Raw genomic sequence first — 12,134 nt, 5'->3', positions numbered from 1 at the left:
CTCGCGCCATCAGAGATGTGTATAAGAGACAGTGCCAAGGCCAAGCCGGCCAAGACCGCGGCGGCCAAGAGCTAGGCCGTGACACGTCGTACGGAGTGGCCGGGCAGCCCCGCCGAGCCCGGCGACGCCCCTGAACCCGACTACGGGCCCGCCGAGCCGGAGACGGGTGCCGGGGCGCGGCCCGGGCGCCGCTCACGCGGGGCAGCGGGAGCCGGGAGCGGATTCGGCGAAGGGGTGGGCCGCCGTGCCCGCTCCGGCACCAGAAGCAGCGGCTCCCCCTCCTCGTCGAGGGCCGAGAAGGGGGAGCCGCGTGACCCGGTCGAGCAGGCGCGCAACATCTGCCTGCGGCTGCTCACCGGGACGCCGCGAACGCGCAAACAGCTCGCGGACGCCCTGCGCAAGCGGGAGATCCCGGACGAGGCGGCCGAGGAAGTGCTCGCGCGCTTCGAGGACGTCGGGCTGATCGACGATGCGGCGTTCGCCGGGGCATGGGTGGAGTCCCGGCACCACGGCCGGGGGCTCGCGCGCCGCGCCCTCGTCCGTGAGCTGCGGACGAAGGGCGTGGAGTCCGCCGTGATCGACGAGGCGGTCGGCCGGCTCGACCCGGATCAGGAGGAGGAGACGGCGCGCGAGCTCGTGGCCCGCAAGCTCCGCTCCACGCGGGGCCTGGACCGGGACAAGCGGCTGCGCCGCCTGGCGGGGATGCTCGCACGCAAGGGATACGGGGAGGGCATGGCCCTGCGGGTGGTGCGTCAGGCGCTGGAGGAGGAGGGCGAGGACACGGAAGGCCTGGACGAGCCTTTCTGACGACGAGCCTTTCTGGCGTCGAGGGCCCGGAGATCTTCGGTGGCGCCCGGGGCGGTCCGGGGGCGCCCGGTGCCTGCGGAGCGGTTCGGGAGCGGCGGCCGGTACCCGGCTGCCGGCTTGCCGACGGTCAGCGGTCCATGGTCACTGTCCGGCCAGGGAGGCGCGGCGGATGGTGGCGTCGAAGAGGGCCAGGGCGTCCGCGGCGGTGCGGCCGGGACGGCGGTTCCAGGGGCCGATCAGTCCGGGCCAGCCCTGCGCGCGCAGCTCCGTGATCAGCCAGGCGCCGGCCCGGTCCACGGTGTCGAGGGAGCCGTAGCCGAGGCGGTGCGCGGAGATCAGAGCGCCGCAGACGCAGCGTGCGCCACGGGCGTTCCGCAGCCGGTACGGGGTGTTCTGCCAGCCCCACTCGGCCAGGATCTGCCGCGCGTAGCCGAGGTGGGTCGATGGGCGCAGGTCGCCCTGCCCGACCCGCCGCCAGAGGTGGACCCGGTCGGGCAGCATCGCGCCCAGCCGTCCGGGCAGCGGGCGCTCGTGCGGGGGCGCCGCGGGCAGCGACCGCAGGGTGTCGTCGACGAGCCCGTCCACGGGTACGGACAGCAGGGTCCGCCAGTCGAAGGGCCCTGCGGACGGCGGCTCCGCCGGAGTGGGTACGGGCTCGTAGGGCTCGGGGGCGGTGTGCTCCCAGCCGGTGACGATCTGCTGCCACGCCTGGGTGTCGTGCAGCCGGGAGGCCTGGCCGTCGAGCTGGTCGGGGGTGAGGAGAGCGGTCGCCATGAGTGCGTCATCTCCGTACATTTCGGTCCTCTGTGTGAGGCGAATGTCGGTTACGCGCGGCGATTGCTCCAGTGGAACGTGGCGTTCGGGTGCGTGACGTCCGAACGGGACTGACGCCTGACAGCCGGGCTCAGGTGCCGGGTGTGTCAGGCGTCAGCTCCCGGGTGTCATTCCCCGGCGTCAGCTCCCGGGTGTCAGGTGGAGGTGACCGGGAGTCCCGCGCCGCGCCACGCCTGGAAGCCGCCGATCAGGTCCGTGGCCCGGTGCAGTCCCAGTTGCCGCAGTGAGGCGACCGCGAGGCTGGAGGCGTACCCCTCGTTGCAGATGACGACGACCTGGAGGTCGTGGCCGACCGCTTCGGCGGCGCGGTGGCTGCCCCGGGGGTCGAGCCGCCATTCCAGTTCGTTGCGTTCGACGACCAGCGCGCCCGGGATCAGTCCGTCCCGGTCGCGGAGCGCCGCGTACCGGATGTCCACCAGCAGGGCTCCGGCCTCCGCGGCAGCCTCGGGCGGGCCGATCCGGTCGTAGCCGGCCCTGACCCGCTCCAGCAGTTCGTCGATGCCCACGGGCGGCGGGGTGTCCGGCACGGCCTCGTCCCGGTTCGTGTTCCGGGCCTCGCTCACTGCCAGTCCTCCGGGCGCTCGGTCTGCTCCAGGCGGAGCACCGCGCCGGTGCGGCTGAACCGGCGGATCCGCGGCAGGGGCGGGTAGTAGGCGTGGACGGAGACCGCGTGCGCGACCTCGGACTCGTTGAGGACCTCATGGACGTGGTTCTGCCCGAAGGCCCTGCCCTGACCGGTCGCCAACTTCCTCGACCGGTCCACCCCGTCCGTCAGTTCCAGCGTCTTCCAGCCGTCGGTGGGCAGCCGCACGGCCAGCGAGTGCTCCTTGAGGGTGCCGGCCGCGGTGGTGAACGCACCGAACGAGTCGGCGTGATCGTGCCAGCCCGTGCCGGTGCCCGGCGGCCAGCCGATCAGCCACGCCTCGCTGCCGCCCGGTCCGTCGAGCCGGGTCCAGGTGCGGCCCTCCGGATCGAGGGGGAGCGAGGCGATGAGCGCCTGGTCCCGAGCGGTGCTGCGGACGAAGTCCATCAGCTCCGCGACCGTCGGTGCGGCGGAGGTGGTTGGGGAGCCCCCGTCCACGGGGGCGGAAGGGGAGGGAACAGCGGCAGCCGTGGGTACGGCGGAGCGAGGGGAAGACACGAGGACCGTCCTGGGAGTTCGCGCGGGGTTCCGGCCGTGCGGAAAACGGCACGCACCGGCAGGGCTGGGCGATTCAGCAGGACGGGCGACACACGCAGCCCGCGTAACGGACGAGGTCCATATGGACCCTCCGCCACAGGCGCACATCGGTGTCGGTCATGAGCTGGAGTACACCACGCGCGCCCGTGACGGTCAATCGATCAAGGGAGCCCGGCGGTCCCGTCGGCGTGGACCCGTGCCCCGGGCCGCTGCTCGCGCCCCGCACCTCGTTCGTCCGCGCCGTCCCCCGGTTCCACGGGCTCCTCCGCTTCGCGGGGCGCACCGCCCAGAGCGGCCCGTGCCGCGGTGAACAGCTCCGAGGGCCGTACGCCGCCGAAGGCCGCCACCAGGTGTCCGTCCGGCCTGACCAGCAGGACGGTGTGGGCCGATGCCCCCGGGTAGCTCTCGGTGACGAGCAGCTCCGTCGACCCGGGGAGCGCCGCCACGGCCTCCGTGAGGCGGGGCATGACGCCCGCGGTCTGCCAGTGCCGCCGGTCCCAGACGCCGGTCCCGGGCGCGACCAGGACCACCAGTGGATGACCCTGCCCGAGCCGCTCCCGCAGACGCGCCGTCGCTCCGTCCGGCGCCGTCACCGTCACGTCGGCGACCGGCGCACCGGGGGGCGTACCGACGACGGTGTGCGCCTCGGTGTGCGGAGGCGAAAGGGGGGAGTGGGAGTACGAAGGGGGCGCACCCAGGGCTCCACAGCCCAGATGGCCGTCGGCGAGCAGGGTGTCGTGGCCGCGTGCGGCGCCCGGGACCAGGGTCCGCAGGCCGCCACCGCCGCGCAGTATCGGCAGCGACTGGTCGGCGGCGCGCAGCCGCGAGGCCACCGCCGCCCGGCGCTCCGCCTGGTAGCTGTCGAGCAGATGCTCGGCCGGGCCGTGGTGCCAGGCGTGGGCCAGCTTCCAGGCCAGGTTCTCGGCGTCCCGGATCCCCTCGTCCAGTCCCTGCGTGCCCACGGCGCCCAGCAGGTGCGCCGCGTCCCCCGCCAGGAAGGCGCGCTGTTTGCGCCAGCGCCGGGCGAGCCGGTGGTGGAGCGTGTGGACGCCGGTGTCCAGCAGTTCGTACGCCGGTGTCTCGCCGCACCAGCCGGCCAGGGTGTCCCGGATACGGGTGATCAGAGCTTCGGGGGTGACCAGTTCGCCGCGCGGCGGCAGCAGCCAGTCCAGCCGCCAGACGCCGTCCGGCAGCGGCCGGGCGGAGACCTCGGCGCCCCCGGTCCGCCAGGGGGGCTGCCGGTGCAGGACGGCCTCGTCGGGCCAGGGCAGCTCGGCCCGGAGCGCGGCGACGGCATGCCGCTCCACCGCCGTACGGCCGGGGAACCGGATGTCCAGCAGCTTGCGCACGGTCGACCGGGCGCCGTCGCAGCCGACCAGATAGCTCCCGCGCCACCAGGTCGAGTCCGGCTCCCTCGTGTGCACCGTGATGCCGTCGGGGTCCTGCTCCAGGGTGTCGATCCGGCTCATCGGCACCCGTTGGACCAGCGGAGCCTTGGCCACCGCCGCACGGAGCGCGGCGCTCAGCGCATGCTGCGGAACATGGAGCGGCGCGGGAAGGAGCCCGGTGAGCGGAGCCTCGTCGTCCCGCCGCCCCCCGCTCAGCGGCACGTTCCGGACCAGCTGCTTCCGGCGCATCGAACGCCACCCGGCCCAGCGCAGCCCGACCCGGTCCAGCTCTCGGCAGCCGAGGCGGCCCATCAGGCCGGCGGTGTCCTCGCGCAGCACGACCGTGCGGGCGGGGCGGGGCTCCTCCGTGCCGGGTCCCTCGTCGAGAACGACCGAGGGGACGCCCTGGGCGGCGAGGGCCAGTGACAGCGTCAGGCCGACGGGCCCGGCGCCGACGACGATCACCGGGTCCACGGCTCGTACTCTCCGGCCCGTACGGTCATGCGGAACGTGGCATAGGAAGCCGGGTGCGTGATCACAGAACGTATGCAACCCACTGGTGGTGCTTGCGTCAAGTGACCGAGGCAGCGACGCGTGCGCCGCTGCCTCGAATGCTGCTGCCCGTCGGGGCCGGGAAGGGCCCGGGACGGTCAGTCCTTCGTCACACCGGCACCGTCGGCCGTCGGGCCTGCGCCCCCTGCGCCCCCCGCGTCCGGGCCGGGAACGGTCTCCACCGTGGGGATGCCGGCGGCCGGGGCGCCGGGCGCCACCTTGATGCCGGTCCTGGCGCGGCGGCCGCGCTTCTCGATCCACGTCGCCAGCGCCGAGAGCAGCAGGCACATCGCGATGTAGAGCGTGCCGATGACGGCGATCGTCGAGACGTACGGGTACTGGCCGTTCACCTGCGTGTTGGAGGCGATCAGACGCGCGGTCTGGAGCAGCTCCGGGTACAGGATGATGAAGCCGAGCGAGGTGTCCTTGAGGGTCACCACGAGCTGACCGATGATCGTCGGCAGCATCGACCGGACGGCCTGCGGCATCAGGACGCTGACCATGACCTGCGTCTTGCTCATGCCGAGCGCGTACGCCGCCTCGCTCTGGCCCTTGGGCACCGAGTTGATGCCGGCCCGCAGCACCTCGGCCTGGACGCAGCCGTTGTAGACGGACAGACCCGCGGCCAGTGCCCACATCGAGTAGTCGGTGAGGAAGCCGACCCAGATGGCGTAGATGGTGATCAGCAGCGGGAGCGAGCGGAACAGCTCGATGAAGGTGGTCGCCGCCCAGCGGACCGGCTTGTGGTCGGAGAGGCGGGCCACCACCAGCACCACGCCGAGAACCAGCGAGCCGATCGCGGCGAGACCGAACGCCTTGAGCGTGGCGAGCAGGGCGTCGGCGATGTTCTGCCGGATGCCCGTGTAGTTGAAGATGTCCCACATCGCGGGGGCGAGGTGCCCCTTGTCGGCGAGCCGCATGATGCTGATCGCGATCAGCGCCGCGATGGCGAGGCTGCCGACGACCGCGTAGATCCGGTTGCGGACGACGGCCTTGGGACCCGGGGCGTCGTAGAGAACGCTGGCGCTCATCGGGCGACCTCCATGCGACGCTCCAGCAGCCGGAAGAGGCCGCTGATGGTAAACGTGACGATCAGGTAGCCGATGGCCACCCAGATGAAGACGGGGACGATGTCGTAGCCCCGGTCGCTCATCAGCTTCTGCCAGCCGAACAGCTCGGCGACACTGAAGGCGCCGGCGATCGCGGAGTTCTTCGTCAGCGCGATGAAGATGCTGCTCAGCGGCGGGATCACGGTCCGGGTGGCCTGGGGGAGCACCACGATCTGCAGCGTCTGGGCGAACGTCATGCCGATGGAGCGCGCGGCCTCGGCCTGGCCCAGCGGCACGGTGTTGATGCCGGAGCGGACCGCCTCGCACACGAACGAGGAGGTGTAGAAGCCGAGCGCCAGCGAGCCGAGCACGAACGGGCTCATCCCCGGGAAGAGGATCTCCGGCACGACGAAGAAGAAGATCAGGAAGAGCAGTGTCAGCGGGGTGTTGCGCATCAGCGTCACCCAGGCGGTGCCGAAGTACCGCAGCGGCGGCACCGGCGAGACCCGGAATCCGGCGATGAGCACACCGAGGACCAGGGCGATAACCGAGCTGACGGCGGTGATCGACACGGTTCCTATGAAGCCGTCGCGGAACTCTGGGAAATTGTCGAGCAGTACGTTCATGAGGTCTCCGCGTCGGCGGTCAGCGGCATCAGGGCAGGGGAAGGGGCGCCCCGTACGCCCGCGGTCCCCGGGGATGCCGGGACGGCGGTGGCGTATGGGACGCCTGGGTCACTCGCGGGGCGTCGTGACGGTTTGACGGGGTGCCGGCCGTCGGACGGCGGGCCGGAGCCCGCTGGACGACGGCCGACGGCGTCAGTAACGCTCGATGGCCGGCGGCTCGACGTAGTCCGAACCGGACAGACCCAGCGTGGCCTCGTAGATCTTCTTGTACGTGCCGTCCTTGACGCGCTCCTCCAGCGACTTGCTGATGGCCTCGCGGAGCACCTTGTCGTCCTTGTTCAGGCCGACGCCGTAGGGCTCGTCGGTGAACGGGTCGCCGACGACCTTGAGCTTGCCGGAGTTGGCGGCCGCGTAGCCCTTGAGGATCGAGTCGTCCGTGGTGACGGCGTCGACCTGCTTGGTCAGCAGCTGCTGGACGCAGTCGGAGTACTTGGCCAGCTCGACGACGCTCGCGCCGTACTCCGGCTTCTTGATCTCCTGGAGCGGCGTGGAGCCGACGATCGAGCAGACCTTCTTGCCCTTCACCGCGTCCTTGCCGGTGATCGACTTCTCGTCCTTGCGCACCAGGAGGTCCGCGCCGGCCTTGTAGTACGGCCCGGCGAAGCCGACCTGCTTCTTGCGCTCGTCGTTGATCGTGTACGTGCCGACGTAGTAGTCGACCTGGCCCTTGGAGATGGCCGTCTCACGGACGCCGGAGTCGACGGTCTTCCACTCGATCTGCTTCTCGGAGAAGCCGAGGTCGGCCGCGACCATCTTGGCGATCTCGATGTCGAAGCCCGAGCGCTCCTTGGTCGACTGGTCCTCGAAGCCGAGGTACGGCTGGTCGGCCTTGGCGCCGATGACGAGCTTGCCGCGGTCCTTGGCCTTCTTGAAGACCGGGGAGTCCAGGTCGACGTCCTTGGCCGCGGTGTACGTGGGCAGCGCGGGGGCCTCGGAGGAACCGGGCTTCGTGCCGCCCGGCTTGTCACCGGCGGAGCCCTCCTTCCCACCACAGGCGGTCGCGGTCAGGGCAAGGACGGCGATGGCCGCGACAGCGGCGGACTGACGGAGCTTCATGTGAACAATCCTTAGGTCGTAGGTCGTTGTCGTCAGTGGTGAAGGATCTTCGACAGGAAGTCCTTGGCCCGGTCGCTGCGCGGGTTGCTGAAGAACTGGTCGGGGGTCGCCTCTTCGACGATCTTCCCGTCGGCCATGAACACGACGCGGTTGGCGGCGGAACGGGCGAAGCCCATCTCGTGGGTGACGACGATCATCGTCATCCCGTCCCGGGCCAGCTGCTGCATGACCTCCAGGACCTCGTTGATCATCTCCGGGTCGAGCGCCGACGTGGGCTCGTCGAAGAGCATGACCTTCGGGTCCATCGCCAACGCCCGTGCGATCGCGACGCGTTGCTGCTGGCCACCGGAGAGCTGTGCCGGGTACTTGTCGGCCTGTACGCCGACGCCCACCCGGTCGAGCAGGGTCCGGGCCTTCTCCTCCGCCGCCTTCTTGTCGGCCTTGCGGACCTTGACCTGGCCCAGCATGACGTTCTCCAGCACCGTCTTGTGTGCGAAGAGATTGAACGACTGGAAGACCATGCCCACGTCGGCACGCAGCCTGGCCAACTCCTTGCCCTCCTGGGGCAGGGGCTTGCCGTCGATCGAGATCGCTCCCGAATCGACCGTCTCCAAGCGGTTGATCGTGCGGCACAGCGTGGACTTGCCGGACCCGGAAGGCCCGATGACGACCACGACCTCGCCACGGGCGATGGTCAGGTCGATGTCCTGGAGCACATGCAGCGCGCCGAAGTGCTTGTTGACGTTGCTCAGTACGACCAGGTCGTTCGCCGCGGGTGCGGCATCCTCGGCGGCCTTGGTCACTGAAACTCCGCTCATCGGCTTCTTGCTCCGTCCTCCTCGGTTGAACAAGGACAGTAATGACGCAGTGCTACCAGCGTCATTACATCTGAGCGGAAATTGAGCATAACGATCCGGCGGCAACCGGACACTCCGCGTGAACAGGACGCCCCGGCCGCCCCGGGGGCGTACCGGGTGCATAACGGAAACCCTGCTGTAACCGGCAGGCTCTTGACTGGTGTGCCGTTCATCGGCGTGGATGCCTTGAGCGAGGAAGACGTGCGACGTCGCGGAACGGGAAGTCTCATCGGGGCTCTCGGGGAATCTCGCGGATGAAGCGCGGGTTAATGTCGGGCTCTACCCGGTGACGCCGTGCGACGGTGGCGCGAACGGGAGCGGCGACGCGAACGATCCCGGGACACGGAGAGGAGGGCCATGAGACTGCTGCTCGTCGAGGACGACGACCATGTCGCGGCGGCCCTGTCCGCCGTGCTCGCCCGGCACGGATTCCAGGTCGTGCACGCCCGCAACGGCGAGGAGGCCCTGCGCGCGCTGCTGCCCGCCGAGAAGGAGCCCTTCGGGGTGATCCTCCTCGACCTCGGCCTGCCCGACCAGGACGGCTACGAGGTGTGCGGGAAGATCCGCAAACGCACCGCGACCCCCGTGATCATGGTCACCGCCCGCGCGGACGTGCGCTCCCGCATCCACGGACTCAACCTCGGCGCCGACGACTACGTCACCAAGCCGTACGACACCGGCGAGCTGCTCGCCCGTATCCACGCGGTCGCCCGGCGCACCTCCAACGGCGAGGACACCGCCCCGGCCTCCGGCGCCTCCCTGCGCCTCGGACCGGTCGCCATCGAGCTGCCGACCCGCCGGGTCAGCGTCGACGGAGCCGAAGTCCAGCTCACCCGCAAGGAGTTCGACCTGCTGGCCCTCCTCGCCCAGCGCCCCGGCGTCGTCTTCCGCCGCGAGCAGATCATCAGCGAGGTCTGGCGCACCAGCTGGGAGGGCACCGGACGCACCCTGGAGGTCCACGTCGCCTCCCTGCGCTCCAAGCTGCGGCTGCCCGCCCTGATCGAGACCGTGCGGGGCGTCGGCTACCGGCTCGTCGCGCCGTCCGCGTAACCGGCGGGTACGTCTCCCGGTGCGCTCCCGTCTGCTCCCGCTGCTCATCGTCCTGATGGCCGCGATGCTGCTCACCCTCGGCTTCCCGCTCGCGATCAGCGTGGCCGCCGCCGAGCAGCAGCGCCTGGTGATCGACCGGATCGACGACACCGCACGGTTCGCCGCCCTGGCGCAGTCCATCACCGACACCTCCCCGGACAGTGAGGAGCGCCGCCGCACCCTCCAGACCGACCTGGAGCTCTACGCCTCGGTCTACGACATCCGCGCCGGCGTCTTCTTCCGGGACGACCGGGCCCTGGCCAAGGCCCCCGGCTTCTGGGCCCTGCCCGTCGAGGGGGAGGGGCGCACGGCGTTCAACGAGGCGCTGCTGGGCCGCCGCTCGCACGACCCCCCGCAGATCTGGCCCTGGCGTGACGGCCGCGTCGTCGTCGCCTCGCCCGTCGTGCGCGACGGCGATGTGGTCGCGGTGGTCGTCCTCGACTCGCCCACCGGCGAGATGCGGTCCCGGATCCTGCGGACGTGGCTGTTCATCGGTCTCGGTGAGGCTCTGGCGCTGCTGGTGGCGGTCGGCGCCGCGGTACGGCTCACCGGCTGGGTCCTGCTGCCCGTACGGACCCTGGACGCGGCCACCCACGACATCGCCGGCGGCCGGATGCGCTCCCGGGTCGCCGCCTCCGCCGGGCCGCCGGAACTCAGACGCCTGGCCCGTTCCTTCAACGAGATGGCGGACAACGTCGAGGACGTGCTGGAGCAGCAGCGCGCCTTCGTCGCCGACGCCTCGCATCAGCTGCGCAACCCGCTCGCCGCCCTGCTGCTGCGCATCGAGCTCCTCGCCCTGGAGCTGCCCGAGGACAGCGAGGAGATCGCGGCCGTGCGCACCGAGGGCAAGCGGCTGGCCCGGGTTCTCGACGACCTCCTGGACCTCGCGCTGGCCGAGCACGCCGAGGCGGACCTCCAGCTGACCGACATCGTTCCGCTCGCCGCCGAGCGGGTCGCCTCCTGGCGCCCGATGGCGGAGCGCGAGGGCGTGAACCTCACCCTGGACGGGGCCCCGGCGGCCACCGCCTGGGCCGACCCCGTCGCGCTCTCCAGCGCCCTGGACGCGGTGATCGACAACGCCCTGAAGTTCACCCCCGCCGGAGAGGACGTCACCGTCACCGTCGCCGCCGGAGCCCTCGTGACGACCGTCGTGGTGGCCGACCGGGGCCCTGGCCTCACCGAAGCGGAGCTGGAGCGGGTCGGGGACCGCTTCTGGCGCAGCACCCGCCACCAGAACGTCAGCGGATCGGGCCTGGGACTCTCCATCTCCCGGGTGCTGCTCGCGGCGGGCGGCGGCTCGATCGCGTACGAGCACCACGAACCGCACGGCCTGCGGGTGACCGTCTCGGTCCCCCGCGACCTGCCGGGGAGCTGAACGGCAAGGGCCGCTGGACTCCTACGGCCGCGCGGCCCCGGGCCGCGCACCGCCCGGGCAGCACCACCCCGGGCTGCACACCCTCCGGGCAGCACCACCCCCGGTTGCGTCGCCATCGGCAGCACACCCCCGGGGCAGCGCCGCCTACGGCTTCACCGAGCGGTAGTAGTCCTTGGCCCCGTCGTGCACGTCCAGCGGATCCGTGTAGATCGCGGTCCGCAGATCCACCAACTGCGCCGCGTGGACCTCGCGGCCGATCCGGTCCCGGCTGTTGATCACCGTCCGGGTGAAGGCCTCGGTCATGGCCGCGTCCGTACGGTCGGTCGTGACGAGCAGGTTGGCGACGGCGACCGTGGGCACCGCCTGGCCCTGCTGGGCCTGCGGGTACACGTCGGCGGGCATCATGGCGGACCGGTAGAAGCGGGTGGGGCCGGTCGCCGCCTGGAGCTTCGCGACCAGATCGGCCTCCAGCGGCACCAGCCGGATGTCGAAGCGCTGCGACAGCTCCTGCACGGCCGCGGTCGGCAGTCCGCCCGACCAGAAGAACGCGTCGAGCCGGCCCTGGGTCAGCCGTACGGGCATGGTGTCGATGCCCACCGGCACCGGTGTGATGTCGTCGGCCGGATCGAGCCCCGCCGCAGCCAGCAGCCGGTCCGCGACCAGCCGCACCCCGGAGCCCTCCTGGCCGACGCCCACCCGCTTGCCCCGCAGGTCGGAGACCGTCCGGACATCGGAGTCGCGGGGGACGACCAGCTGGACGTAGTCGTCGTACAGCCGGACACAGCCGCGCAGCCGCTGGGCTCCCGGCCTGCCGTCGCGCAGATAGGTGGCCACGGCGTCGGCGGTGGCGATGGTGAAGTCCGCGTCGCCCGTCGCCACCCGGGCGAGGTTCTGCTGCGATCCCTCGCTGGTCCGCAGCCGTATGGACACCTCCGGCATGTCCTTGGCGAGCGCGACCTCCAGTCGTTCCCCGTACCGCTGGTAGACGCCACTGGGCACTCCGGTGGAGAAGGTGAGCGACCCGCTCGGGTCCCCCTCGCCCCCCTGGGGCTGCAACCACCACGCGAGCAGCCCGAGCACGACCGCGAGGACGGCGCCCGTCTGCAGAGTGCGCCGGCGGCCGAATCGGGACAGAGCGTGGAACATGCGCGCGATCCTGCCAGCTCACCCGCCCCCTGACCAGGCTTCCCCGTGAGGCCAGGCGCACGGTGGGCGGGTCGGGACGGCGGACAGGTGGCGGACGGGCGGGGGCCGGTGGGAG

General features: G+C 71.6%; 13 protein-coding genes. 3 read left to right on the top strand and 10 right to left on the bottom strand.

Going from position 1 to position 12,134, the window contains the following annotated elements:
* The first annotated feature begins 78 nt into the window (after positions 1-78).
* Positions 79-807 carry a recombination regulator RecX gene (gene recX, locus CR470_RS29460; RefSeq protein WP_097870543.1) on the top strand — a complete coding sequence of 243 codons (729 nt, stop codon included), beginning with the start codon at positions 79-81 and terminating at the stop codon, positions 805-807.
* A gap of 141 nt (positions 808-948) precedes the next feature.
* On the opposite strand, the gene CR470_RS29455 is transcribed toward recX, so the two are convergent.
* From CR470_RS29455 to CR470_RS29420, 9 genes are all read right to left on the bottom strand, one after another.
* A complete protein-coding gene (locus CR470_RS29455; protein ID WP_097870542.1) occupies positions 949-1,581 on the bottom strand; it encodes a DUF6197 family protein in 633 nt (210 codons plus the stop codon).
* A gap of 194 nt (positions 1,582-1,775) precedes the next feature.
* Positions 1,776-2,204 (bottom strand): rhodanese-like domain-containing protein, encoded by a 429-nt coding sequence (locus CR470_RS29450; protein ID WP_097870541.1) that lies wholly within the window; start codon positions 2,202-2,204, stop codon positions 1,776-1,778.
* On the bottom strand, positions 2,201-2,782 hold the full coding sequence (locus tag CR470_RS29445) for a cysteine dioxygenase (RefSeq protein ID WP_097870540.1): 582 nt from the start codon (positions 2,780-2,782) through the stop codon (positions 2,201-2,203). The genes CR470_RS29450 and CR470_RS29445 overlap by 4 nt, the downstream gene beginning before the upstream one ends.
* Positions 2,783-2,855: 73 nt before the next feature.
* Positions 2,856-2,942, bottom strand: coding sequence for a putative leader peptide (locus CR470_RS41380; protein ID WP_311605579.1), 87 nt, complete (start codon positions 2,940-2,942; stop codon positions 2,856-2,858).
* Between the two features lie 40 nt (positions 2,943-2,982).
* Complete coding sequence (locus tag CR470_RS29440) at positions 2,983-4,683, bottom strand: FAD-dependent monooxygenase (RefSeq protein WP_097870539.1); 1,701 nt, start codon at positions 4,681-4,683, stop codon at positions 2,983-2,985.
* A 176-nt stretch (positions 4,684-4,859) separates the two neighbouring features.
* Positions 4,860-5,792 (bottom strand): amino acid ABC transporter permease, encoded by a 933-nt coding sequence (locus tag CR470_RS29435; RefSeq protein ID WP_097870538.1) that lies wholly within the window; start codon positions 5,790-5,792, stop codon positions 4,860-4,862.
* Positions 5,789-6,436, bottom strand: a complete 648-nt coding sequence (locus CR470_RS29430; RefSeq protein ID WP_097870537.1) for an amino acid ABC transporter permease — start codon at positions 6,434-6,436, stop codon at positions 5,789-5,791. Before CR470_RS29430 ends, CR470_RS29435 begins: the two co-directional genes overlap by 4 nt.
* A gap of 192 nt (positions 6,437-6,628) precedes the next feature.
* Entirely contained in the window at positions 6,629-7,552 is a 924-nt protein-coding gene (locus CR470_RS29425; protein ID WP_097870536.1) for a glutamate ABC transporter substrate-binding protein, read from the bottom strand.
* A 32-nt stretch (positions 7,553-7,584) separates the two neighbouring features.
* The gene (locus tag CR470_RS29420) at positions 7,585-8,370 is read right to left on the bottom strand and encodes an amino acid ABC transporter ATP-binding protein (protein ID WP_032794259.1); all 786 of its coding nucleotides are present in this window, start codon (positions 8,368-8,370) and stop codon (positions 7,585-7,587) included.
* Positions 8,371-8,766: 396 nt separating this feature from the next.
* Here CR470_RS29420 and CR470_RS29415 point away from each other — a divergent pair, with 396 nt between their 5' ends.
* Both CR470_RS29415 and CR470_RS29410 read left to right on the top strand, forming a co-directional pair.
* Positions 8,767-9,459, top strand: a complete 693-nt coding sequence (locus CR470_RS29415) for a response regulator transcription factor (protein ID WP_097870535.1) — start codon at positions 8,767-8,769, stop codon at positions 9,457-9,459.
* A gap of 19 nt (positions 9,460-9,478) precedes the next feature.
* Complete coding sequence (locus CR470_RS29410; protein ID WP_097870534.1) at positions 9,479-10,873, top strand: sensor histidine kinase; 1,395 nt, start codon at positions 9,479-9,481, stop codon at positions 10,871-10,873.
* A 144-nt stretch (positions 10,874-11,017) separates the two neighbouring features.
* Here CR470_RS29410 and CR470_RS29405 read toward each other — a convergent pair whose 3' ends face one another.
* The gene (locus CR470_RS29405; protein ID WP_097870533.1) at positions 11,018-12,019 is read right to left on the bottom strand and encodes a TAXI family TRAP transporter solute-binding subunit; all 1,002 of its coding nucleotides are present in this window, start codon (positions 12,017-12,019) and stop codon (positions 11,018-11,020) included.
* Positions 12,020-12,134: the final 115 nt, after the last annotated feature.

The organism is Streptomyces sp. rh34 (assembly GCF_002551245.1).
Taxonomy (GTDB): Bacteria; Actinomycetota; Actinomycetes; order Streptomycetales; family Streptomycetaceae; genus Streptomyces.
This window is presented reverse-complemented; position numbering and strand designations above follow the sequence as displayed.